The sequence below is a fragment of the Pseudomonas palleroniana genome, assembly GCF_022836895.1.
GTDB lineage: Bacteria > Pseudomonadota > Gammaproteobacteria > Pseudomonadales > Pseudomonadaceae > Aquipseudomonas > Aquipseudomonas palleroniana.
This window is the reverse complement of the sequence record NZ_CP092411.1, coordinates 1,659,008-1,682,762: the sequence shown is the minus strand read 5'-3', so window position 1 is coordinate 1,682,762 and position 23,755 is coordinate 1,659,008. Positions and strand designations below refer to the sequence as shown.

At 61.1% G+C, this 23,755-nt stretch carries 17 protein-coding genes; 6 read left to right on the top strand and 11 right to left on the bottom strand.

Annotated features, from left to right (window positions below):
• Nucleotides 1-215: 215 nt before the first annotated feature.
• Together MJP36_RS07610 and purL are read right to left on the bottom strand one after the other, a co-directional pair.
• Nucleotides 216-527, bottom strand: a complete 312-nt coding sequence (locus MJP36_RS07610) for a YqfO family protein (protein ID WP_060754291.1) — start codon at nt 525-527, stop codon at nt 216-218.
• A gap of 4 nt (nt 528-531) precedes the next feature.
• Nucleotides 532-4,428, bottom strand: coding sequence for a phosphoribosylformylglycinamidine synthase (gene purL, locus MJP36_RS07605; RefSeq protein ID WP_060754292.1), 3,897 nt, complete (start codon nt 4,426-4,428; stop codon nt 532-534).
• Between the two features lie 287 nt (nt 4,429-4,715).
• Here purL and mltF point away from each other — a divergent pair, with 287 nt between their 5' ends.
• Nucleotides 4,716-6,176 carry a membrane-bound lytic murein transglycosylase MltF gene (mltF, locus tag MJP36_RS07600; protein WP_060754293.1) on the top strand — a complete coding sequence of 487 codons (1,461 nt, stop codon included), beginning with the start codon at nt 4,716-4,718 and terminating at the stop codon, nt 6,174-6,176.
• Between the two features lie 63 nt (nt 6,177-6,239).
• On the opposite strand, the gene MJP36_RS07595 is transcribed toward mltF, so the two are convergent.
• The 5 genes from MJP36_RS07595 to treP all read right to left on the bottom strand — a co-directional run bounded on the left by MJP36_RS07595 (nt 6,240) and on the right by treP (nt 13,724).
• Nucleotides 6,240-6,518 carry a PTS sugar transporter subunit IIB gene (locus tag MJP36_RS07595; protein ID WP_104994733.1) on the bottom strand — a complete coding sequence of 93 codons (279 nt, stop codon included), beginning with the start codon at nt 6,516-6,518 and terminating at the stop codon, nt 6,240-6,242.
• Nucleotides 6,519-6,520: 2 nt separating this feature from the next.
• Nucleotides 6,521-9,046, bottom strand: coding sequence for a phosphoenolpyruvate--protein phosphotransferase (gene ptsP, locus MJP36_RS07590; protein WP_244385136.1), 2,526 nt, complete (start codon nt 9,044-9,046; stop codon nt 6,521-6,523).
• Nucleotides 9,047-9,217: 171 nt separating this feature from the next.
• Nucleotides 9,218-10,438, bottom strand: a complete 1,221-nt coding sequence (locus MJP36_RS07585; protein ID WP_060754296.1) for a maltoporin — start codon at nt 10,436-10,438, stop codon at nt 9,218-9,220.
• Nucleotides 10,439-10,509: 71 nt separating this feature from the next.
• Nucleotides 10,510-12,156 carry an alpha,alpha-phosphotrehalase gene (gene treC / locus MJP36_RS07580; protein ID WP_244385135.1) on the bottom strand — a complete coding sequence of 549 codons (1,647 nt, stop codon included), beginning with the start codon at nt 12,154-12,156 and terminating at the stop codon, nt 10,510-10,512.
• A 125-nt stretch (nt 12,157-12,281) separates the two neighbouring features.
• The gene (gene treP / locus MJP36_RS07575) at nt 12,282-13,724 is read right to left on the bottom strand and encodes a PTS system trehalose-specific EIIBC component (RefSeq protein ID WP_104994736.1); all 1,443 of its coding nucleotides are present in this window, start codon (nt 13,722-13,724) and stop codon (nt 12,282-12,284) included.
• A 249-nt stretch (nt 13,725-13,973) separates the two neighbouring features.
• Between treP and treR the strand changes: the two genes are divergently transcribed.
• Both treR and MJP36_RS07565 read left to right on the top strand, forming a co-directional pair.
• The gene (treR, locus tag MJP36_RS07570) at nt 13,974-14,678 is read left to right on the top strand and encodes a trehalose operon repressor (RefSeq protein WP_060754299.1); all 705 of its coding nucleotides are present in this window, start codon (nt 13,974-13,976) and stop codon (nt 14,676-14,678) included.
• A 13-nt stretch (nt 14,679-14,691) separates the two neighbouring features.
• The gene (locus tag MJP36_RS07565; protein WP_244385134.1) at nt 14,692-15,462 is read left to right on the top strand and encodes an APH(3')-II family aminoglycoside O-phosphotransferase; all 771 of its coding nucleotides are present in this window, start codon (nt 14,692-14,694) and stop codon (nt 15,460-15,462) included.
• A gap of 79 nt (nt 15,463-15,541) precedes the next feature.
• Here MJP36_RS07565 and guaA read toward each other — a convergent pair whose 3' ends face one another.
• The 4 genes from guaA to MJP36_RS07545 all read right to left on the bottom strand — a co-directional run bounded on the left by guaA (nt 15,542) and on the right by MJP36_RS07545 (nt 20,258).
• Nucleotides 15,542-17,119 carry a glutamine-hydrolyzing GMP synthase gene (gene guaA / locus MJP36_RS07560; RefSeq protein WP_060754301.1) on the bottom strand — a complete coding sequence of 526 codons (1,578 nt, stop codon included), beginning with the start codon at nt 17,117-17,119 and terminating at the stop codon, nt 15,542-15,544.
• Between the two features lie 80 nt (nt 17,120-17,199).
• Nucleotides 17,200-18,669 carry an IMP dehydrogenase gene (guaB, locus tag MJP36_RS07555; RefSeq protein ID WP_060754302.1) on the bottom strand — a complete coding sequence of 490 codons (1,470 nt, stop codon included), beginning with the start codon at nt 18,667-18,669 and terminating at the stop codon, nt 17,200-17,202.
• A gap of 129 nt (nt 18,670-18,798) precedes the next feature.
• Nucleotides 18,799-19,347, bottom strand: a complete 549-nt coding sequence (locus tag MJP36_RS07550) for a hypothetical protein (protein ID WP_060754303.1) — start codon at nt 19,345-19,347, stop codon at nt 18,799-18,801.
• A 143-nt stretch (nt 19,348-19,490) separates the two neighbouring features.
• Nucleotides 19,491-20,258 carry a sulfite exporter TauE/SafE family protein gene (locus MJP36_RS07545; RefSeq protein ID WP_104994739.1) on the bottom strand — a complete coding sequence of 256 codons (768 nt, stop codon included), beginning with the start codon at nt 20,256-20,258 and terminating at the stop codon, nt 19,491-19,493.
• Between the two features lie 99 nt (nt 20,259-20,357).
• Between MJP36_RS07545 and MJP36_RS07540 the strand changes: the two genes are divergently transcribed.
• Genes MJP36_RS07540 through MJP36_RS07530 form a run of 3 tightly spaced genes read left to right on the top strand, consistent with a single transcriptional unit; the run spans nt 20,358 to nt 23,462 of the window.
• Nucleotides 20,358-21,248, top strand: coding sequence for a LysR family transcriptional regulator (locus MJP36_RS07540; RefSeq protein ID WP_244385133.1), 891 nt, complete (start codon nt 20,358-20,360; stop codon nt 21,246-21,248).
• Nucleotides 21,249-21,257: 9 nt separating this feature from the next.
• Complete coding sequence (gene xseA / locus MJP36_RS07535; RefSeq protein WP_060754306.1) at nt 21,258-22,637, top strand: exodeoxyribonuclease VII large subunit; 1,380 nt, start codon at nt 21,258-21,260, stop codon at nt 22,635-22,637.
• 3 nt (nt 22,638-22,640) lie between these two features.
• Complete coding sequence (locus MJP36_RS07530) at nt 22,641-23,462, top strand: M23 family metallopeptidase (RefSeq protein ID WP_104994742.1); 822 nt, start codon at nt 22,641-22,643, stop codon at nt 23,460-23,462.
• Nucleotides 23,463-23,755: the final 293 nt, after the last annotated feature.

Genomic DNA, 23,755 nt, shown 5'->3' with positions numbered 1-23,755 from the left:
TCCTTTCCATTAGATGAAAAGCTAGTAAACATGACTGGAACTCCTACCGTAACTGTCAAAGTTAACAGGTGCGCGAGGTATTCCGACAAGTGGAAAAAGGTGTGAACCGTCGATGTCAAAAGCCAGATTAAGCACCGGCGATGGGATTTCACCGTCAACAAAAAACCCGCTGACCAAACTGGCCCAGCGGGTTTCTTGTTTATGCAGCGTGCGAATCAAAAATCCGCTAACTGCCACACCTCATACGCCGGCGTTTCGTACGGATGGCTGAGTTTGAGCGCAGCCACGACAGCCACGATCAACTCATCCGCCACCACCAGCTCAACCTTCCACTCTTCAACCACTTCAACCTGGCCCACCTGCCCGATAAACGGCTGACTGCCGTCCAACGCGCGGAATTGGCCCTGGCCCGGCACTTGCCAGGCGCAGCTGTCGTAGTTGCCGATGCGGCCGCCACCTGCGGCGAAGACGGCGTTTTTTACCGTCTCCACGTGGCTGGCGGGCACAAAGAAGGCGAGCTTGTACACAGCCTTAGTTCACCCACACGCGGGCGTTGCGGAACATGCGCATCCAGGCGCCGTCTTCGTTCCACTCTTCCGGACGCCACGAGTTCTGCACGGCGCGGAACACACGCTCCGGGTGCGGCATCATGATGGTGACGCGACCGTCGCGGCTGGTGAGGCCGGTGATCCCGCGCGGCGAGCCGTTCGGGTTGGCCGGGTAGGCCTCGGTGACCTTGCCGTGGTTGTCGACGAAACGCATGGCCACGCAACCGGACAGGTCGGCTTCAAGCAAGGCTTCTTCGCTGGCGAACTCGGCATGGCCTTCACCGTGAGCGATGGCGATCGGCATACGCGAACCGGCCATGCCTTGCAGGAAGATCGAGTTGGATTCCTGCACCTGCACCATGGCGACACGGGCTTCGAACTGCTCGGAACGGTTGCGCACGAAGTGCGGCCAGAACTCGCTGCCCGGGATCAGCTCGTGAAGGTTGGACATCATCTGGCAACCGTTGCACACACCCAGGGTGAAGCTGTCGTTGCGTTCGAAGAAGCCCTGGAACGCATCGCGGGCACGGCTGTTGAACAAGGCCGACTTGGCCCAGCCTTCACCGGCACCCAACACGTCGCCGTAGGAGAAACCGCCGCAGGCGACCAAGCCCTTGAACTCATTGAGGTCAACGCGACCGGCGAGGATGTCGCTCATGTGCACGTCGATCGCATTGAAGCCGGCACGGTCGAACGCAGCCGCCATTTCCACCTGGCCGTTGACGCCTTGCTCACGCAGTACGGCAACTTGTGGGCGGATGCCTTTCTTGATGTAAGGCGCGGCGATGTCCTGGTTGACGTCGAAGCTGAGCTTGGTGCTCAGGCCCGGGTTGTCTTCTTCCAGGATCACGTCGAATTCCTGCTGGGCGCAGTCGGCGTTATCACGCAGGCGTTGGATCTGGTAGCTGGTCTCGGCCCACTGGCGCTGCAGCAAGCGGCGCTGACCCGAGAACACCGTGTCGCCATCAAAGGAGATATTGATTTCGCCGTTGTTGACCGGCTGGCCAATCACCGCCACGCAGTCGTCCAGGCCGGCGGCGCTGAACTGTGCGAGGACATCCGGGGTAGCGTCCTGGCGAACCTGGATCACCGCGCCCAATTCTTCGTTGAACAGGATGCCGTTGATTTCAGCCGCCGCCTCGGCAACGCTGTCGAGCACGATGTTCAGGCCGCAGTGGCCGGCGAAGGCCATCTCGACAACGCTGGTCAGCAGGCCACCGTCGGAACGGTCGTGGTAAGCCAGCAAGTGGCCGTCGGCGTTGAGGCCCTGGATCACGGCGAAGAAGGCTTTCAGGTCTTCGGCGTCATCGACGTCCGGGGCCTGCTTGCCGAGTTTGCCATGGGTTTGCGCCAGGATGGAGGCACCCATGCGGTTCTGGCCACGGCCCAGGTCGATCAGGATCAGATCGGTGGTGCCCTTGTCCATGCGCAGTTGCGGGGTCAGGGTCTGGCGGATGTCGGTCACGGGTGCGAAGCCGGTGACGATCAGCGACAACGGCGAGGTGACGCTCTTGTCCGTACCGTTCTCGTTCCAGCGGGTGGCCATGGACATGGAGTCCTTGCCCACCGGGATGGTGATGCCCAGCTCAGGGCACAGTTCCATGCCGACCGCTTTAACCGTGTCGTACAGACGTGCATCTTCACCCGGGTGACCGGCAGCGGACATCCAGTTGGCCGACAATTTGATGTCGGACAGCTTGCCGATGCGCGACGCGGCAAGGTTGGTCAGGGTTTCGCCAATGGCCATGCGCCCCGACGCCGGAGCGTCCAGCAGGGCCAGCGGGGTACGCTCGCCCATGGCCATGGCTTCACCGGTGTAGACGTCGAAGCTGGTGGCGGTGACGGCAACGTCGGCCACCGGAACTTGCCACGGGCCGACCATCTGGTCACGCGCAACTAGGCCGGTGATGGTGCGGTCGCCGATGGTGATCAGGAAGCTCTTGCTTGCCACGGACGGGTGGTGCAGCACGCGTTCGATGCTGTCGGCCAGGTCCAGGGGGCTTGGGTCGAAATCGTCGCCCAGCTCGGTTTCACGCACGGCCGAACGGTGCATGCGCGGGGCCTTGCCCAGCAGCACTTCCAGCGGCATGTCCACCGGGCTGTTGCCGAAGTGGCTATCAGTCACGGTCAACTGCGGTTCGGCAGTGGCTTCACCGACCACGGCAAACGGGCAACGCTCGCGTTCGCAGATGGCCTGGAAGCGCGCGAAGTCTTCGGCGCCAACGGCCAGCACGTAACGTTCCTGGGATTCGTTGCTCCAGATTTCGTGCGGGGCCATGCCCGGCTCGTCGTTTGGAATATTGCGCAATTCGAAACGGCCACCCCGGTCGCCGTCGTTGACCAGTTCCGGGAAGGCGTTGGACAGACCACCCGCGCCAACGTCGTGGATGAAGCTGATCGGGTTCTTGTCGCCCAACTGCCAGCAACGGTCGATGACTTCCTGGCAGCGGCGCTCCATCTCCGGGTTTTCGCGCTGTACGGAAGCGAAGTCCAGGTCCGCCGAGCTGGTGCCGGTGGCCATGGAGGAAGCGGCGCCGCCGCCCAGGCCGATCAGCATCGCCGGGCCACCGAGCACGATCAGCTTGGAGCCGACCAGGATCTCGCCTTTCTTGACGTGTTCCTCACGGATGTTGCCCATGCCGCCAGCCAACATGATCGGCTTGTGGTAACCGCGTACTTCATCGCCACGCGGGGTGGTGATGGATTGTTCGAAGGTACGGAAATAGCCGGTCAGCGCCGGACGCCCGAACTCGTTGTTGAACGCCGCGCCGCCCAGCGGGCCTTCGATCATGATGTCCAGTGCGTTGACGATGCGCTCAGGCTTGCCGTACGGCACTTCCCACGGCTGTTCGAAGCCCGGGATCTGGAGGTTCGACACGGTGAAACCGGTGAGGCCCGCCTTTGGCTTGGCGCCACGGCCGGTGGCGCCTTCGTCGCGGATCTCGCCGCCGGAACCGGTGGCTGCGCCCGGGAACGGGGCAATCGCGGTCGGGTGGTTGTGGGTTTCAACCTTCATCAGGATGTGCACCGGCTCCTGCACCGCGCCGTACTGGCGGGTTTCAGGGTCCGGGAAGAAACGGCCGGCGACGGAGCCGACGATCACCGAGGCGTTGTCCTTGTAAGCCGACAGAACGCCTTCGCTGTGCATCACGTAGGTGTTCTTGATCATGCCGAACAGGCTTTTTTCCTGGCTTTCGCCGTCGATGTCCCAACTGGCGTTGAAGATCTTGTGACGGCAGTGCTCGGAGTTGGCCTGGGCAAACATCATCAGTTCGATGTCGTGCGGGTTGCGCTTCAAGCCGTTGAAGGCGTTGACCAGGTAGTCGATCTCGTCTTCGGCCAGGGCCAGGCCCAGTTCGGTGTTGGCCTTCTCGAGGGCGGCACGGCCACCGCCGAGCACGTCGATCGCGGTCAGCGGCTTGGGTTCGGCATGGCTGAACAGGCCGGCAGCCTGTTCCAGCTGGCTGACGATGATCTGGGTCATGCGGTCGTGCAGGCTGCTGGCGATCAGCTCGGCTTCGGCCTCGCTGAACTGGCCGGCGACGTAGAAAGCGATACCGCGTTCCAGGCGCTGGATGTTCGAAAGGCCGCAGTTGCGGGCGATATCGCTGGCCTTGCTCGACCAGGGCGAGATGGTGCCGAACCGTGGCAGAACCAGGAACAAGCGGCCGGTCGGCTCTTGAACGGGAACGCTGGGGCCGTACTTCAGAAGGCGTGCGAGCACTTGCTGTTCGTCGGCGGTCAAGACGCCGGTAACGTCGGCGAAGTGAGCAAATTCAGCATACAGGCCTGTAACAGCTGGAACCTTCTGGCTCAGTTGCTCAAGGAGTTTGCTGTGGCGAAAGGCAGAAAGGGCAGGAGCGCCGCGCAGGATCAACATCTTCGGGACAGCCTCGGGAAGGGGGTGTGCTTTGAGGCCGTGCATTCTAGCGTAAACCGCCGCCAACGGCACCCGAAACGCTACGGCCGGCCGCTGCCGAACGTCAGTTGGCAGGTAATGCACGCTCCCGGGGCGTTTTGCCGGGCCGCGCATGCAGTTATTTTAACCGTCATAAACCTTTGCCAACCCGCGTTTCTGCGGGCTGCAGCCCGGTTTTACGGGCGCTAGCAGACAAGTCCCCTGCTGTCGAGATATGGCGCCGAGGGCCGTTTGCGTATACTGCGCCAATGTTCTCCCCAACTGCTTTGCGCCAGCGATGCGCCAAATGGCTCTTCGTCACCGGACTCTTCCTGCTGCTCAGCGCCTGTGTTGATAAACCCAGCACGCTCGAGCGAATCAAGGAGGATGGTGTGTTGCGGGTGGTTACCCGAAACAGTCCGGCGACTTATTTCCAGGATCGCAACGGTGAAACCGGTTTCGAGTACGAACTGGTCAAGCGCTTTGCCGACGAACTGGGGGTGAAGCTGGAAATCGAGACCGCCGACAATCTCGACGACCTGTTCGGCCAGCTGGGCAAACCCAAAGGCCCGGTGCTCGCCGCCGCCGGCCTGGTCAGCAGTGAACAGCGCCAGCGACAGGTGCGGTTCTCCCATCCTTATCTCGAAGTAACCCCGCAGATCATCTACCGCAACGGCCAGTCGCGCCCGACCAACGCGGCGGACCTGGTCGGCAAGAAGATCATGGTGCTCAAGGGCAGCACCCACGCCGAACAACTGGCGGCGCTTAAAAAGCAAAATCCTGCAATCGAATACGAAGAATCCGACGCCGTTGAAGTGGTCGACCTGCTGCGCATGGTGGACGAGGGTCAGATCGACCTGACCCTCGTGGACTCCAACGAAGTGGCGATGAACCAGGTGTATTTCCCCAATGTGCGCGTGGCGTTTGACCTGGGCAACGCCAGCAACCAGAGCTGGGCCGTGGCGGCGGGTGATGACAACAGCCTGCTCAACGAGATCAACAGCTACCTGGACAAGGTCGAGAAGAACGGCACCCTGCAGCGCCTGAAAGACCGCTACTACGGGCATGTCGATGTGCTCGGCTATGTCGGCGCCTACACCTTCGCGCAGCATCTGCAGCAGCGCCTGCCCAAGTACGAAAAACACTTTCGCACCTACGCCAAGGAAGAAAAAGTCGATTGGCGCCTGTTGGCGGCCATCGGCTATCAGGAATCCCTGTGGCAACCGGCCGTCACCTCCAAGACCGGCGTGCGCGGCCTGATGATGCTGACCCAGAACACCGCCCAGGCCATGGGCGTGTCCAACCGGCTGGACGCCAAGCAAAGCATCATGGGCGGTGCCAAGTACCTGGCGAGAATCAAGGATGAATTGGACGACAGCATCGCCGAGCCCGATCGCACCTGGTTCGCCCTCGCCGCCTACAACGTCGGCACCGGCCACCTGGAAGATGCGCGCACCCTGGCCAAGCGCGACGGCCTGAACCCGAACAAGTGGCTGGATGTGAAAAAGATGCTGCCGCGCCTCTCGCAGAAGCAGTGGTACAGCAAGACCCGCTACGGCTATGCCCGCGGCGGTGAGCCCGTGCATTTTGTGGCGAACATCCGCCGTTACTACGACATCCTGACCTGGGTAACCCAGCCGCAGCTGGAGGGCAACCAGGTGGTCGAGGGCAACCTGCACGTGCCGGGTATCGACAAGACCAAGCCGCCGGAAGACACCCCGCAGCTATAAGAATGTTGCAAACAGCCATGTGGGAGGGGACAAGCCCCCTCCCACACTTGGATCTTCACTTGGCTATAAGCCGGTGAGCAGATGCACCACCCCACCCGCCAACACCATCACGGCAGGCACACCCGCCGCCTTCAACCTCATCTCATCCAGGCGTCCCACATCCTGCAACTGTACCCGCACCCGCGTCAGCGCCACACGCTGCTGCGACTTGAGGTTATCGGCCCCACCCAATGCGCTCAGCACTTCGGCCGACAACAGACTCTGCGTCGGCGCAGTGGCCGTCTCGGCAACCAGATCCGGGGTCAGGGCTTTCCAGAACGCCCGCTGTATTTTCTCGAACATGCTCAGTGCTCCACAACAGGTGAGGTTTCAACGGTAGCCGCGTGGTACAGGCGCAGGGCTTCACGCACTTGGGCGGCTTCTTCCAGGCCCAGTACCTGGCGGGCGATAAGCTGGCAGTCAGCCAGGTCCAGATCGCGCACAGTGGCCTTGATGGTCGGGATCAACGGCACGCTGACCGACAGCTCATCCACCCCCAGGCCAATCAACACCGGCACCGCCAGCGCCTCGGACGCCAACGCGCCGCACACCCCTACCCACTTGCCGTGGGCGTGGGCGGCCTTGACGGTGGTGGCGATCAAACGCAATACCGCTGGGTGAAAGCTGTCGGCCTGGCTGGCCAGGCGCGGGTGGTCACGGTCCATGGCCAGGGTGTATTGGGTCAAGTCGTTGGTGCCGATGGAGAAGAAATCCACATGCGGCGCAAACACATCAGCCATCAAGGCGGCAGACGGCACTTCGATCATGATGCCCAGCTTCGGCAGCTCGGTGAGCCCGAGCGCCAGCGCTTCTTCCTGAAGCATCGTGCGGGCCAGGTGCAACTCCGACAGCAGGCTGACCATCGGCAACATGATGTGCAGGCGTGCGAAACCGGCACTGGCAAGGATCGCGCGCAACTGTTCACGCAACAACTGCGGGCGCTCCAGGCATAGGCGAATACCGCGCAAGCCGAGAAAGGGGTTGGCCTCGCTGTCCATCGGTACATAGGCCAATGGTTTGTCGCCGCCCACATCCAGAGTGCGGACCACCAGATTGCGCTCGGTGCCCAAGGCACAGGCAATGGCGGCGTAGGTGCCGGCTTGTTCGTGCGGGCTCGGTGCACGGCTGCGGTCCAGGTACAGAAACTCCGAACGCAGCAGCCCGACGCCCTCACCACCGAGGGCCAGGGATTGTTCTACCTCCTGCAACGAGGCGACGTTAGCCGTGACTTCGACGTGATGGCCGTCGCGGGTAGTGGCCGGCAAAGCCGCCTGCGCCACGTCACGCTGACGCCTGAGCACTTGCTGCTGGCGCGCCGCTTCCAACTGTTCGATTTCAGCCAGGTTCGGCTCCAGGTGCAGTTCGCCTTGGTCGGCGTCGAGCAGCACCTGCTTGCCGTTGGCCAGCGCCAGTGCCTGCACCGGCACGCCGCAGATCGCCGGCAACCCCAACGCCCGCGCAAGAATTGCGACGTGGCTGGTCGCGCCACCGCCGACGGTGACAAAGCCGAGCACCTTGTGCGTGTCCAGGCTGGCGGTTTGCGAGGGGGTCAGTTGTTCGGCGATCAGGATCGTGCGCTCGGGTAAATCCCAGGCGCGGTCCTGAATGCCGAGGATCAACTTCAAGACGCGCTGGCCGACATCGGCCAGGTCAGCCGCACGCTCGGCGAGCAATGTACTGCCCAGGCCCTGGAATAATTTGCCGGTGGTCACCGTGGCACTGTGCCAGGCAAACGCAGCGCTCTTGCCTTGCGCCAGCAGGTCGTGGGCTTGTTCCAGCAAGCTCGGGTCTTCGAGCAACTCCTGGTGGGCGCGGAAAATCTCGGCCTGGGCACTGCCTGTCGCGTTGTCTTGCAACCTTTGCAGGGCGACGGTCGCCGCCAGCAGGCCACGGTCCAGGGCCGCGCGCTCGAGCGCTTCGCCAGCGCCGGCTTCGGTGATCGTCAGTTCAGGCTCGGCCACCTGCACCACTTGGCCAAACGCCGACCCTGGCGAGGCACAAACGCCGCGCAGCACTGTCGATGACGCCGCAGGCGCCGACGGCTCAGCCACCTCGACCGTCGCCACGCCCGCCTCACCACAGCCCTCATTCAACAACGTCACCAGCGCCTTGATCGCTGCCTCGGCATCTTCGCCAGCAGCGCTCACCTGCAAGGTATCGCCCTGTACGGTTTGCAGCGCCATGATCGCCACCAATGACTTGGCATTGGCGCTCTGGGTTTGCTTGTGCAAGTAAATGCTCGCCTTAAACCCTTTCGCCGCCTGGGCCAACACCGCCGCAGGGCGGGCGTGCAGGCCGTTGGCATTGGGCAAGGTCAACGGCTTGGAGAACAGCGCCTCGCCCTCCTCTTCAACCTCCTCATCAGCGGGTTGAGAGGCTGAAACCCGCAGCAGCGGCTGGCCCACCTCCACTTGTCCGTTAGCCAGGAGCGTGAAGGGTTCGCCGCTGACCACCAACATCAGGGTCAGCAAACTACGCGCATTGAGCGCCAAGTAGTCGGCATCGAATTCGATCAGCGGCTGCCCCAGCAGCACCCGCTGGCCTTCCTGCACCAGTCGGGTGAAGCCCTGCCCCGCCAGGTTTACGGTATCCAGGCCAATATGCAGCAGCACCTGGACACCATTGTCGTCGGTCACGCTGACGGCATGCCCACTGTCCTGGATATTGCTGATAACCCCGGCCAACGGCGCGCAGAGGGTCTGCGAGGTCGGGTCGATGCACAGGCCGTCGCCGATCAGGCGACTGGCAAACACCGGATCGGGCACCTGATCCAGCGCCAGCAGGACACCGGACAAGGGCGCCAGCAGTTCCAGGGGTTGAGTTGTGGTCATGACTTCACCTGCTGTCTTGTTCTTTAAAAATCATTGGGTGGGAGCTAATCCCATCAGTGACAGGAATCAAATGTGGGAGGGGGCTTGCCCCCGATGGCAGTGGTTCAGCCTGCACATTTGCCACTCGATATACCGCTATCGGGAGCAAGCCCCCTCTCACATGGGGCCACGCTATTTCCACCAGTATTCGACTTGCACACCCACATTCGAGCCATGCCGTGCCGTGCCGTAGGCGCCGGTGTCGGACAACGCCGAACCCGCCGCCAGTTCATTCGCCGCACGCTTGGCCGCCTCGTTCCAGCTTGCATAGGTGTAGTACAAGCGCACCTCCGGTCGCGCCCAGAAGTCCGGGCCTTTAGGCGACCAGGTCGGAGCAAACGTGAATTTGCTCAGTTTGCGCGTGCCACCACTGGCCTCGACCTGATCATGGCCAAGCTCGGTGACCAGTTTGAATTGTTCGCTGATCGCATACGCCGGGCGCACGCCGATGGACATCCAGGTCTGGTCCTGGCTGCCGGGACGGATGTCTTTCTGGTACACCGCTTCGACCTGCCCGCCGAAGCGCGGGGTCACCTGCCAGTCGAAAAACTCCACGGCACGGTAGCTCTTGCTGCTTTTGTCCAGCGCCGTATCGCCGGTATAACCGAGGCCGGTGCCGGGGCCTTCACCGTATTGCAGGGCGAATTTGTTCTTGCCACCCAGGAAAGGTTTTTGCACATGCTGCGCCGTGATCGCCCATCCGCTGTGAGCGTCGCGGCCGCCCGCTTTGTCGATGTAGCTCAAGCCGAACTCCAGCTCACCGCCCGGGTTGGTCTTGAAGCCCGCAACGTTGAAGTCGTGACGGGTGGCGTATTCCTTCTGGTACAGGTTGTCCTTGCGGGAAATCGCGTAGCTGTATTTGAGGTCGCCGATCAATACGTCCTCGACGCCACCGCCCGTGGCGCTCTGGTTCCAGTAGTAGAAATCGGAGATATGGATATCGTTACGCTTGTAGTAACGCCGCCCCGCCCACAGCGAACCACCATTGAGGCTGGGCAGGTTGGACCACTGCGCATACATCTGCGGCATACGTGCCGAGCCGTTGTCCTCGCCCTGGAACTTCAGGGCACGGTCGTACCGGTTGTAGAGGGACGCCATGGCATCGACGCTCAACACCGAACCGTCATCCAGGGTGAGCAGGTCCTGGCGCAATTCCAACTCGGCGTACTGCTCACATTCATTCCCCAAACGATATTTCGTTTGCGCCCCCGGTAATTGAAAGCACTGCTGTTTGCCACTGCCGGTCGAAGTGCCCGCGCCGCTGCGCAGGTAGCCGGCGAACTCCAGGGCCTGAGCGGCAAAGGGGGCAGTGAGACACGACGCAATAAGGCCCAGCTTGATTGTTGTTTTCATGAAGCACTCCACTTTTTTTATTATGTTTTTTGAAGCGCCCCTGCACTCCCATACAGGGGTTCCAGCCGGTCTCAATCCTTGAGGTGCAGCACGAACGATTCATAGGGGCGTAACACCACCCGGTTCGAACGACGCGGGCAGTCCGGGTAGTTGCTGATCAGCAGGCGTTGCTCAGTCGCTGCGGTGATGAGCGTTTCCGGCAACTGGATTTCGCAGTGCTCGCCGTAGAAGTTGTTGAGCACCAGCAAGCGCTCGCCATGGCCTTCGCGCACATAGGCCCAGACTTGCGGATGGTCTTGCAGCAGTTGGCGGTAAACGCCTGCCTGAATCAGCGGCTCGTGGCGCCGCAGAGCGATCAGCGCACGGTAGTGATGCAGCACCGAATCCGGATCATCCAGCTGGTTGGCAACGTTGATGTACGCCGCGTTGGCCGGAATGCCGATCCACGGTTCACCCGTGCTGAAACCGGCATTCGCTTCGTTGCTCCACTGCATCGGTGTGCGGCTGTTATCGCGGGACTTCTGCATGATCGCCGCCATGCTCGAAGCCTCGGACTCTCCGGCATCGCGCTTGAGACGGAAGATGTTCAGGGTCTCCACATCGCGGTACTGCGAGATGTTGTCGAAACCCGGATTGGTCATGCCGAGTTCTTCACCCTGGTACACAAACGGCGTGCCCTGCAGGAAGTGCAACGCAGTACCGAGCATCTTGGCCGAGACCACGCGGTGCTCGCCGTCATCGCCAAAGCGCGAGACCACACGGGGCTGGTCGTGGTTACACCAGAACAATGCGTTCCAGCCACCACCGACCTGCATGCCCAGTTGCCAGTCGGAAAAGATCTGCTTGAGTTGCAGGAAATCGAAGTCGGCCTTCACCCACTTCTGCAAGTTCGGATAATCGACTTTCAGGTGATGAAAGTTGAAGGTCATCGACAGCTCTTTCGACTCCGGCCGTGAGTAGCGCACGCAGTGCTCCAGGCTGGTGGAGGACATCTCGCCGACATTGATCAGGTCGTGCCCTTCGAAGACTTCGCGGTGCATTTCCTGCAGGTATTCGTGCACGTTCGGGCCGTCGGTGTAGAAGCGCCGGCCATCGCTGTTGTCTTCGGGAAAATCGGCAGGCTTGGAGATCAGGTTGATCACGTCCAGGCGGAAACCGCCCACGCCCTTGTCGCGCCAGAAGCGCATCAACTTGAACACCTCGGCGCGCACCTGGGGGTTATCCCAATTGAGATCGGCCTGGGTGTGGTCGAACAAGTGCAGGAAGTACTGCCCGGTTTGCGCTTCGTATTCCCAGGCCGAGCCGCCGAACTTGGACTCCCAGTTGTTCGGCTGGTCGCGCCAGATGTAGAAGTCGCGGTACGGATTGTCGAGGCTGCTGCGCGCTTGCTGGAACCACTCATGTTCGATGGAGGTGTGGTTGACCACAATATCCAGCATCAGCTTGATGCCGCGCTTGGCCGCTTCGCTGATCAGCAGGTCGCAGTCGGCCATGGTGCCGTAGCTGGGGTCGATGGCGTAGTAGTCGCTGATGTCGTAGCCGTTGTCGCGTTGCGGCGAACGCAGGAACGGAGTGATCCACAGGCAATCCACGCCCAGCCATTGGAGGTAGTCGAGTTTGTCCACGATGCCCAGCAGGTCACCGGTGGCGTTACCCGCGTGGCTGTGGAAGCTTTTGGGGTAGACCTGGTAGATCACCGAGTGTTGCCAGTCTTGCATGGTGGGTTCCTTCAGTTGATTGGGGGACTGGCCTCTCGGGCCTCATCGGGGGCAAGCCCCCTCCCACACTTGAATGCATTCACACATCAAACAGTGGGAGGGGGCTTGCTCCCGATAGCGGTTGATCAGGCGACGCGATACCCGGGCCGAACAATCTTCATGCTCAACGCACAGGTCAAAACAAACGGCACCACGATCGCGACGACCATCCCGATCACAAACATCGGAATGGCGCTCGGTACGATCGAGATAAAACCAGGCAATCCCCCTACCCCAATGGCCGACGCCTGCACCTTGTTCAGCGATAGGAAAATGCTGCCCAGCGCCGAGCCCACCAGGGCGGCATAGAACGGAAACTTGAAGCGCAGGTTGACCCCGAACATCGCCGGCTCGGTGATGCCGAAGTACGCGGAGATCGCCGAGGTGGATGCCATGCTTTTGTCCCGCGCATTGCGGGTGGTGTAGAACACCGCGAGTGCGGCGCTGCCCTGGGCCAGGTTGGACATGACGATCATCGGCCAGATAAAGGTGCCGCCCTGGGTAGAGATCAGTTGCAAGTCCACGGCGAGAAACATGTGATGCATGCCGGTGATGACCAACGGCGCATACAGCAGGCCGAAAATCGCCCCGCCGATCATCGGTGCCAGATCAAACAGCGTCACCACGCCTTCAGTGATCAGGATGCCCAGGTGACGGGTCACCGGGCCGATGATCGCCAGCGCCAGCACACCGGTCACGACGATGGTGGTGATCGGCACCACGAGCAGTTGAATCGCATTCGGCACCCGCGCCCGCAGCCATTTCTCGATGACGCTCATCACATATGCCGCCATCAGGATCGGCAGGATCTGCCCCTGGTAGCCCACCTTCTCAATCTTGAACCAGCCGAAAATATCGAAGTACGGCAGGCTCTGGCCGTCGAGCCCGGCCACTGCCTTGCCGTAGTTCCAGGCATTGAGCAGGTCCGGGTGTACCAGCATCAGGCCGAGCACGATGCCGAGGATTTCACTGCCGCCAAAGCGCTTGGCCGCTGACCAGCCCACCAGCGCCGGCAGGAACACGAACGAGGTGTTGGCCATCAGGTTGATCAGGCTCCACAAGCCATCCAGGTTCGGATAGGCCTCCAGCAGCGTCTTGCCCTCGATGAACATGCCCTTGGCGCCCATCAGGTTGTTCACGCCCATCAACAGGCCGGCGATGATCAGCGCGGGCAGGATCGGCATGAACACGTCGGAGAACACCCGCACCAGGCGCTGCATGGCGTTGGTCTTGTCGGCGCCCTTCTTCTTCACGTCGGCGATGGTGGCGGCCGCAAGACCGGTCTGCTCGCGCAAGGCGGCGTAGACCTTTTCCACTTCACCGGGGCCGATCACCACCTGGAACAGACCGCCGGTGAAGAACGAGCCCTTGACCAGATCGACCTGGTTCAACGCGCTGCTCTTGACCAGGCTTGGGTCCTTGAGCGCCAGGCGCAGGCGGGTCACGCAGTGGGCAGCTTGCTCAAGGTTTTCGCTGCCCCCGAGGTTTTCGAGAATCTCGCGGGCAATCGTCGAATAGTCGTGGCTCATGCTTGGTTTCCACTTTGATTTTTTTATTGGAGGGCAGTCATTGGCAGCACGCCGAGGGCAAAAGTACTCGTCTGTACGAGTTAAAGCAACAACTCGTACAGACGAGTTACAAATTGTTTACTTTTCCGAACCTTGAGTCAGACATTTCAGCTCTTACGCAGGCCTGCAATGGACAAACCCCACCTCTGCCACTAAGGTTCCTGCCTGAACGCGCAGTCACCTTCATCAGTCGGGCACAGAGCCATCTCCATGAGCAAATACAACCAGATCTATACGGATCTGCTTGCCAGCATCACCACTGAACGCCTGCAACGCGGCACGCGCCTTCCCTCCGAAACCGAATTGATGGACAGCTACCAGGCCAGCCGAGGCACCGTGCGCCGGGCCATCGAGCAGTTGCAGGAACGTGGTTTTGCACAAAAGATCCACGGCAAGGGCACCTTCGTGCTGTCGCCCAACCCGATCGAGTTCCAACTGGGCGGTATCGTCAGCTTCCACGAAACCCACGCCGACCTGGGCGATGACGTACGCACCGAAGTCGTCGAGTTCACCCAGTTCCCATTGGAAGGCACACTGCTGCAACACATCGAAGCAGAGCCCGGCACCCTGATCACCCGCATCAAACGGGTACGGCGCATCGGCGGCAAACGCGTGATCCTGGACATCAACCACTTCGTCGCGGACGTGATCCCGGGGCTGGATCGCGACATTGCCGAACAATCGATCTACGCGTTTATCGAACAGACCCTGCAGTTGCAGATTGCCTACGCCCAACGCACCATCGAAGCCCTGCCGCGCGGCAAAGACGACCAGACTCACCTCGACCTCGAAGGCCAGAGCCATGTGATCGTGGTGAGTAACCAGACGTTTTTGCAGGACGGGCGGCAGTTCGAGTACACCGAGTCGCGGCATACGTTGGATAAGTTTTATTTTTCGGATATTGCACGTCGATAAGCCGGAAACAAACATGAAAATCCCAAGCAAATGGCATAGACAATACCCCCATGCACTCATCGAGCAGCAAGCCATCGGCGAGTCGCGGGCAGACGTCTTTCGCCTGCGCCAGGATGGCCGCACGGATCTGTTCCTGAAATCAGAGCGGCTCGATGAACACAGCGAGCTGGCAGACGAAATCGAACGGCTTCGCTGGCTGCGGCAAATGGATCTGCCTGCACCTGTGGTCCTGGATGAAGTGCAAGACGACCATCGCCATTGGCTGCTGATGACCGACGTGCCGGGACAGGACCTGGCCAGTGCCATCGGGGTTTCTGCCGCGCAGGTCATCAACATACTGGCGACGGCGCTGCGGACTTTGCATCAAGTCCCCGTCGCGCTTTGCCCCTTCGACCATTCAGTTGAGCAACGTATCGCACGCGCCCAGAAGCATGTCAGCGCCGGGCTCGTGGACGAGGCGGACTTCGACGATGAGCGACTGGGACGAAGTGCTGAGGACGTGTTTGCCGAACTGCTGTCGACTCGGCCAAAGATCCAAGATCAGGTTGTCACCCATGGCGATGCCTGCCTGCCGAACTTCATGACGGCAGACGCTCGCTTCAGCGGCTTCATCGACTGCGGCCGCCTGGGAATCAGTGACCGTTATCAAGACCTGGCCCTGGCAGCGCGAAGTATTGAACGCAACCTGGGGCAGGCATGGGTGAAAGCCTTTTTTGAGCTTTATGGTGTTGAACCCGATGAACAGCGCATGAAGTTCTATTGTTTGCTGGACGAGTTTTTCTGACCTCGCCTGCCACCTGAAACACAAAACCCCGGCATATGGCCGGGGTTTTGTTATTCAGCACTCACCTGCTATTGCAGGATCACTCCCACTCAATCGTCGCCGGCGGCTTGCTCGACACGTCATACGTCACGCGCGAAATGCCTTCGATTTCATTGATGATACGGCCGCTGACCGTTTCCAGCAGTTCGTATGGCAGGTGTGCCCAACGGGCGGTCATGAAGTCGATGGTTTCTACGGCACGCAGGGCCACGACCCACGCGTAACGGCGGCCATCGCCTACAACACCCACCGATTTCACCGGCTGGAACACCACGAACGCCTGGCTGACTTTGTGGTACCAGTCGGCCTTGCGCAGTTCTTCGATGAAGATGTGGTCGGCGCGACGCAGCAGGTCGGCGTATTCCTTCTTCACTTCACCCAGGATGCGCACGCCCAGGCCCGGGCCCGGGAATGGGTGGCGGTAGACCATGTCGTACGGCAGGCCCAGCTCCAGGCCCAGACGGCGGACTTCGTCCTTGAACAGTTCGCGCAACGGTTCTACCAGCTTGAGGTTCATTTCCTCAGGCAGGCCACCCACGTTGTGGTGGGACTTGATCACGTGGGCCTTGCCGCTCTTGGCGCCGGCCGACTCGATCACGTCGGGGTAGATGGTGCCCTGGGCGAGGTACTTGATGTTGTCCAGTTTGTTGGACTCGGCATCAAACACGTCGATGAAGGTGCGACCGATGATCTTGCGCTTCTTCTCTGGGTCGGACTCGCCGGCCAGGTTGTTCAGGAACTGCTCTTCGGCGTTGGCGCGGATCACCTTGACGCCCATGTTCTCGGCGAACATGGCCATCACTTGCTCGCCTTCATGCAAGCGCAGCAGGCCGTTGTCGACGAACACGCAAGTCAGTTGGTCGCCGATGGCCTTGTGCAGCAGTGCTGCAACCACGGAGGAGTCTACGCCGCCGGACAGGCCGAGCAGCACGTTGTCGGTGCCGACCTGGGCGCGAACCTGGGCGATGGCGTCTTCAGCGATCTTCGACGGCGTCCACAGGGCTTCACAGCCGCAGATGTCGAGGATGAAGCGCGACAGGATGCGACCGCCCTGCTTGGTGTGGGTCACTTCCGGGTGGAACTGCACGCCGTAGTAACGACGCTCGTCGTTGAACATGCCGGCGATCGGGCAGCTCGGGGTGCTGGCCAGGATGTGGAAGTCTTCCGGCATCTTGGTGACCTTGTCACCGTGGCTCATCCACACATCGAGGCCGAACAGGCCGTCGGCGTCGATGTGATCTTCGATGCCGTCCAGCAGGCGGCTCTTGCCGACCACGTCCACACGGGCATAACCGAATTCACGCAGCTCGGAACCTTCAACCTTGCCGCCCAGTTGCTCGGCCATGGTCTGCATGCCGTAGCAGATACCGAAGACCGGCACGCCCAGGTCGAATACCGCTTGCGGGCAGCGCGGGCTGTTGGCTTCGTGCACGGACTCGGGGCCGCCGGCGAGGATGACACCCTTGGGGGCGAATTCGCGGATCGCTGCGTCGTCCATGTCGAACGGATGCAGTTCGCAGTACACGCCGATTTCACGCACGCGGCGGGCGATCAGCTGAGTGTACTGGGAACCGAAGTCGAGGATCAGGATGCGGTGGGCGTGAATGTCGAGGGCCATGAAGTCAGTCTCGTCTAATGAATCAGAAACAACTCGGGGCTGAAGAACAGCCCCGGTTACTTAACGTTTTGCTGGAAGCCTCAACCTACGCGGTAGTTTGGCGCTTCCTTGGTGATCTGCACGTCGTGGACATGGGATTCAGCCATGCCGGCGCCGGTGATCCTTACGAACTCTGGCTTGGTGCGCATTTCTTCGATGTTGGCGCTACCGGTGTAGCCCATCGAGGAACGCAGGCCGCCCATCAGTTGATGGATGATGGCGCTCAGCGGGCCTTTGTACGGTACACGGCCTTCGATCCCTTCCGGTACGAGCTTCTCGGCGCCTGCCGAGGAGTCCTGGAAGTAACGGTCGGAAGAGCCTTGTGCCTGGGACATGGCGCCCAGCGAACCCATGCCGCGGTAAGCCTTGTACGAACGGCCCTGGAACAGTTCGACTTCACCCGGGGCCTCTTCGGTACCGGCGAACATCGAGCCCATCATCACGCAGGAGGCACCGGCAACGATGGCCTTGGACAGGTCACCGGAGAAGCGGATGCCGCCGTCGGCGATCAACGGCACGCCAGTGCCTTCAAGGGCGGCGGCGACGTTGGCGATGGCGCTGATTTGCGGCACGCCGACACCGGCGACGATACGGGTGGTGCAGATCGAGCCAGGGCCGATACCGACCTTGACGGCGTCGGCGCCCGCTTCGGCCAGGGCCTTGGCGGCTGCGCCGGTAGCAATGTTGCCACCGATCACCTGCACTTCAGGGAAGTTCTCTTTGACCCAGCGGACGCGGTCGATCACACCTTTGGAGTGACCGTGGGCAGTGTCGACCACCACCACGTCAACACCGGCGGCGACCAGGGCCGAAACGCGGTCGCCGGTATCTTTACCGGTACCGACGGCGGCGCCCACGCGCAGACGACCTTGGTCATCCTTGCTGGCCAGCGGGTAAGCCTTGGCTTTTTCGATGTCGTTGACAGTCATCATGCCTTTGAGGGCGAACTTGTCGTCGACGATCAGCACGCGCTCGATGCGGTGCTTGTGCAGCAGTTCGCGCACATCGTTCTTGTCGGCGCCTTCCTTGACGGTGACCAGACGCTCTTTAGGCGTCATCACTTCGCGGACGGTGACTTCAAGACGGTTCTCGAAACGCACGTCACGGGAAGTGACGATGCCGACCAGGTCGCCATCGTGCAGCACCGGAACACCGGAGATGTTGTGCGTGCGAGTGAGGTCGAACAAGTCACGCACGGTAGCGTCGGCTTCGATGGTGATCGGATCTTTCACCACACCGGCTTCGTAACGCTTGACCTTGCGCACTTCGGCAGCTTGCTGCTCGATGGTCATGTTCTTGTGGATGATGCCAATGCCGCCTTCCTGAGCCATGGCAATGGCCAGACGGGCTTCAGTGACGGTGTCCATGGCAGCGGAAATCAGAGGAATATTCAGCTCGATGCCACGGGTTAGGCGGGTCTTGAGACTGACTTCGTTAGGAAGCACCTCGGAATAACCAGGCACTAGGAGAATGTCGTCGAATGTCAGAGCTTCTTGGCTGATACGCAGCATCGCGGGGGCTCCCGAGCGGGAAAATGGAAGCGCGCCATTATATACACGCACCCTGCTAGGCTCAATGTAAAACTCTGACAAACTTGGTAATACTGATAGATGGAGAAAACCTGCAGCTTTTCAGGTGGGTTACAGCTCGACTTTGACCCAACTGATCTTCTGGTCCAGCCAGTCGGCAAATTCGTCGATAAAGCTTTGCTTGAACCCAGCCTCCGCCCAATTGTTGAAAATGAATCCCAGGTTGGAAAATCCGCATTCCTGCAGGAACAGAAAACCGTTGATGTCATCCTCATGCCCACACAGCGGGCAAGTGAAGTTGTCAGTGTGGCCAGGCATCCAGTCTTCCAGGCTTTCGAACAATGCCTCGCCGACCTCCTTAAGGCATTCCGGGCAGCCGGCTTCTTCGAGAAAACCTTTGGCTGGCGTATAGATGCAACGCTTGTAGATGATCTCCAGGCCGTTGACCGGCTCGTTGAACGGCAGCGCTTCGGGGTGCAGCACCACGGCGCGGGCGCCATCGGCCAGCGCGTAAGCCATGCGGTTGCCGGTACGCCCGCAGGTGCTCAGCTCTTCCTTGATGATGTTCTTACGCACCAGCCAGCGCACGATCGCGCGGGCGCGGGGTTCGTGGACGGGCAAGGTGGAGATTTTCGGGACAAGGATGCTTTGGGAGTTCATGGGAGTCCTGCGGTATGGCCACTGGCCTCATCGGGGGCGAGCCCCCTCCCACCTTTGAAGGTATTCACAATTCAAAATGTGCGAGGGGGCTTGCCCCCGATGAGGCTCTAAAGGCAGGCAGCTTAATCCCTGCCTCACACAGGTCAAGTACTCAAATACCGCCCGATCAAGGCAATACCACTGGCCAGCACCAGCCAAGTCACCAAACGCACAAAAGCCTCACGGGACATGCGCATCGTCAGCCTGCGCCCACACCACAGCCCGAGCGCCATCGCCGGCAACAAGCACAGCGCCAGCATCAGCAACGGCCCGTCGGCGTACACCCCGGCGATCAGGAACAGGCTCAGGCGCACCACCGTGCTGCAACTGATCAACGCGCTTTGTGTGGCGCGCGCCGCGTCCTTGGGCAAACGACTGTTCAAGTAGATCGCGTATAAAAAGCCGCCACTGCCGAACAGCGCGCCAAACAGACCGCCGACAGTGCCCATGGGCACCGACCAACCCGCCGCCAACTGAGTGGGCCGGGCCTTCACGGCCAGGCTGTAGATCGCATAGGCGCTGATGAACAGCCCCATCAACAGCAGCAACAGATCCGAATGCAGATTGAGCAGAAACACCACCCCGAGTGTGCAGCCCACGGCCATGCACGGCAGCAAGCGCAACAGCTCCGGCTGGTTCACATCACGCCGCGACTGCAGCAGATTGCCAAACGCCGCGACGAAATCCAGCAGCACCAGCAGCGGGATGATCTTCGACAGCGGCATAAACACAATCAGGATCGGCCCCGCCACCAGCGCCGTACCGAAACCGGCAATACCGAACACGATATAGGCCACGACCACGCCCAGGCCGATCACCGCCCAATCGATCCCACCAAACGACCACTGGCTCATCAACTCGACCGGGCTCATGGGTTATTCCTTTAAAGAGAAGGTCATCACTTTAGCCATCGGTGAGAGATGCGACTAATATCTTCAAAGCCCTTCACCTATCTCTAAAAGGCATGACTTGTGATCTCCACCCGCCAACTGCGCTACTTCGTCGAAATCGCCGACAGCGGCAGCTTCAGCGCCGCTGCCGAACGCCTGTTTGTAGCGCAATCGGCCCTGAGCCGACAGATCAAGGAGCTGGAAACCCAGCTGCAAACCCCACTGTTCGAACGCACTGCACGCCAACCTCGACTCACCGCCGCCGGCGAAGCGTTCTATCCACGGGCGCGCAACCTGCTGAATGAGCTACTCAAGGCCAGCGAAATGGCGACACAAGTGGGTCACGGTCAACTTGGCACGTTGCGCCTGAGCCACTCAAGTACCGTGCCGATGAGCGGCCCATTGTTACAGGGCATCAGCACCTGGCTGGAGCGCTGCCCCGGGGTGTCGGTGGATATCGCCAAACTCTCCTCCGAAGCGCAACTGGAGGAAATCGCCAACGGCCGCCTGGACGTTGGCCTGTTACGCCTGCCGGTGCTGCGCCAACGTGAAGGCGTACAGGTGGAGCCTTTATATAGTGAGCAACTGCTGCTGGCGGTGCCGCCGAACCATCCACTCGCCCGCACAGACGGGCCGATCGAATGGGCGCAGCTCAAGGATGAAGCGTTTATCTCGATCCCTCATCCCCAGCGTGGCGGCCTGAGTTACCTGTCGGCGGAACTGTGCATGCGTGCTGGCTTTTTCCCCAGGGCGGCGCGGGTGATGTCGCGCAAGACCACCCAACTGCAACTGATCCAGGCCGGTTTCGGTATTGCCTTGTTACCAAAATCCATGCAAGACATTGCGCCACCCAACCTGCACTTTTTGCCCCTCGCCGAACCGGATTGCCTGAGCACCGTGGCCCTGGCCCGCGCACAGACGCCCAGCGCGCTGGTGGAGCAATTCTGTCAAACCCTGCACGAATGCCTATAAACTGCCGCCATGATTAAAGATCCCTTTGCCCGTCTGGGCCTGGACCGCGAAGTCCTGACTGTCAGCCAGCTCAACGGCCGCGCGCGGGTGTTGCTGGAAGACGTGTTCACCAATATCTGGGTGGAAGGCGAGATCTCCAACCTCGCCCGCCCAGCCTCCGGCCACGTGTACTTCACCCTCAAGGACAGTGGCGCCCAGGTGCGTTGCGCGCTGTTTCGCAACAATGCCGCACGGGTGCGCCAGGCGTTGAAGGATGGCTTGGCGGTCAAGGTGCGTGGCAAGGTCTCACTGTTCGAGGGCCGCGGTGACTATCAGTTGATCCTCGACACGGTGGAGCCGGCCGGTGATGGTGCGCTGCGCCTGGCTTTCGATGCCCTGAAGGAAAAACTCAGCGCCGAGGGCCTGTTCAGTGCCGAACGCAAAGTACCGCTGCCGGCGCACCCTCGGCGTATTGGCATTATCAGCTCACCAACCGGTGCGGTGATCCGCGACATCATCAGCGTGTTCCGCCGCCGTGCACCACAGGTGCAATTGACGTTGATCCCCACTGCCGTACAAGGCCGCGAAGCGATCCCGCAGATCGTGCGGGCGCTGAAACTGGCCGACGCCCGCGGCTTTGATGCGTTGATCCTGGCCCGTGGCGGCGGCTCACTGGAAGACCTCTGGTGCTTCAACGAAGAAGCCGTGGCCCGGGCGGTGGATGCCTGCGTCACACCGATCGTCAGTGCCGTCGGCCATGAAACCGATGTATCGATCAGCGACTTTGTCGCGGACGTTCGCGCCCCAACGCCCTCGGCCGCTGCTGAATTGCTGGCCCCGGATGCCAGCCACCTGGTGCGCCAGGTCGAAAGCCTGCACCGAAGGCTGGTGATGCTGATGCGCAACCGCCTCACCCACGACCGCCTGCGCCTGGAAGGCATGGCCCGCCGCCTGCGCCACCCCGGCGAACGCCTGCGCCAGCAAGCCCAGCGCCTGGATGACCTGGACATGCGCCTGCGTCGTGCGTTCGAACGCAGCCTCAATACCCGCCGCGAACGCCTGATTCGCCTGGAAACCCGACTTGCCGGCCAACACCCGGGGCGCCAACTGGCCTTGTTGCGCCAGCGCCTGGACAGCCTCGCCGAACGCCTGCCCCGCGCCATGCGCGAAGGCCTCAAGGCCCGCCGCCTGCAACTGCAAAGCCAGGTGCAGACGCTGCAGGTGGTCAGCCCGCTGGCGACCCTGGGCCGGGGTTACAGCATTCTGCTGGACGAACGCGGCCAGGCCATCCGCAACGCCGCACAGACCCACACCGGCCAGCGGCTGACCGCGCGTCTTGGTGAAGGCCAATTGCAGGTGCGGGTGGAAGACAACCACCTGACACCAGTCACCCTTTCGTTATTGGATTGATCGATGCCACGTTTACTCAGCCTGTTAATGCTGCTGTGCCTTGCCTTTAATGCCCATGCCGACAGCTACATCACCCGCACCCTGAACAAACCGGTGCCCGGCGGCGTTGCGGTGGTCGATCTCGGCCCTTCGGCGACGGCGCCCAAAGCCACTTACCAAGGCAAACCGGTGCTGGTGGTCAAGGAGCAGGACAACTGGCTGGCGATTGTGGGTATCCCGCTGACCGTCAAGCCGGGCAACGAGCGCATCATCAGCGGCGGGCGCAACCTGCCATTTATCGTCGGTTACAAGAAATACCCGGAACAACGCATCACCTTGAAAAACAAAAGCCAGGTCAACCCCGACCCGGCCCAGCTCAAGCGCATCGAGGGCGAACTGGCGGTGCAGATCAAGGCCTACCGCACCTTCAGCCCCAACCTGCCGAGCAACCTCGTACTGGATAAACCGGTGAATGGGCCGCTGTCGAGCAAGTTCGGCGTGCGCCGCTTCTTCAATGGCGAGGAGCGCAACCCGCATTCCGGCCTGGACTTCGCCGTCGGTGCCGGCACCCCGATCAAAACCCCGGCAGCGGGCAAAGTGATCCTGACCGGCAACTACTTCTTCAACGGCAACACTGTGTTCGTTGACCATGGCCAGGGTTTTATCAGCATGTTCTGCCATATGTCGAAGATCGACGTGAAAACCGGCGATCAGCTGGCACGCGGCGCCGTGGTCGGCAAGGTTGGCTCGACAGGCCGCGCGACCGGGCCGCATATGCATTGGAACGTCAGCCTCAATGATGCGCGGGTGGACCCGGCGATCTTTATCGGCGCCTTCCAACCTTGATCGGCTCGATTGCGCGCTCGCCAAAGGGCGCGCAATAAATACCAGGCCGCAGATAATTACCCACTATAAAATCTCGTTTTCTGCAGCAATAGCAGAACTTCTCTCAATTTTTCTCGACTGCTTGCCATCTTTCACCTCGGCGGTTAGGGTTGAGCTTATGAAAACCTCTCACACCCTCATTCAGCTCCGCCAGCACCGCAGCCTGTGCCTCGTCAGCGCACGACTGCCAGGCTGAATCGATCTTTCTCGTCCCCGGTTTTATCCCTAATAAACGCTTTCCGGCAGGCCGCCTC

What these genes read in the sequence shown, in the direction of transcription:
- purL (WP_060754292.1), bottom strand. Translation starts at nt 4,428, where the DNA reads ATGTTGATCCTGCGCGGCGCTCCTGCCCTTTCTGCCTTTCGCCACAGC.
- mltF (WP_060754293.1), top strand. Translation starts at nt 4,716, where the DNA reads ATGTTCTCCCCAACTGCTTTGCGCCAGCGATGCGCCAAATGGCTCTTC.
- MJP36_RS07595 (WP_104994733.1), bottom strand. Translation starts at nt 6,518, where the DNA reads ATGTTCGAGAAAATACAGCGGGCGTTCTGGAAAGCCCTGACCCCGGAT.
- ptsP (WP_244385136.1), bottom strand. Translation starts at nt 9,046, where the DNA reads ATGACCACAACTCAACCCCTGGAACTGCTGGCGCCCTTGTCCGGTGTC.
- MJP36_RS07585 (WP_060754296.1), bottom strand. Translation starts at nt 10,438, where the DNA reads ATGAAAACAACAATCAAGCTGGGCCTTATTGCGTCGTGTCTCACTGCC.
- treC (WP_244385135.1), bottom strand. Translation starts at nt 12,156, where the DNA reads ATGCAAGACTGGCAACACTCGGTGATCTACCAGGTCTACCCCAAAAGC.
- treP (WP_104994736.1), bottom strand. Translation starts at nt 13,724, where the DNA reads ATGAGCCACGACTATTCGACGATTGCCCGCGAGATTCTCGAAAACCTC.
- treR (WP_060754299.1), top strand. Translation starts at nt 13,974, where the DNA reads ATGAGCAAATACAACCAGATCTATACGGATCTGCTTGCCAGCATCACC.
- MJP36_RS07565 (WP_244385134.1), top strand. Translation starts at nt 14,692, where the DNA reads ATGAAAATCCCAAGCAAATGGCATAGACAATACCCCCATGCACTCATC.
- guaA (WP_060754301.1), bottom strand. Translation starts at nt 17,119, where the DNA reads ATGGCCCTCGACATTCACGCCCACCGCATCCTGATCCTCGACTTCGGT.
- guaB (WP_060754302.1), bottom strand. Translation starts at nt 18,669, where the DNA reads ATGCTGCGTATCAGCCAAGAAGCTCTGACATTCGACGACATTCTCCTA.
- MJP36_RS07550 (WP_060754303.1), bottom strand. Translation starts at nt 19,347, where the DNA reads ATGAACTCCCAAAGCATCCTTGTCCCGAAAATCTCCACCTTGCCCGTC.
- MJP36_RS07545 (WP_104994739.1), bottom strand. Translation starts at nt 20,258, where the DNA reads ATGAGCCCGGTCGAGTTGATGAGCCAGTGGTCGTTTGGTGGGATCGAT.
- xseA (WP_060754306.1), top strand. Translation starts at nt 21,258, where the DNA reads ATGATTAAAGATCCCTTTGCCCGTCTGGGCCTGGACCGCGAAGTCCTG.
- MJP36_RS07530 (WP_104994742.1), top strand. Translation starts at nt 22,641, where the DNA reads ATGCCACGTTTACTCAGCCTGTTAATGCTGCTGTGCCTTGCCTTTAAT.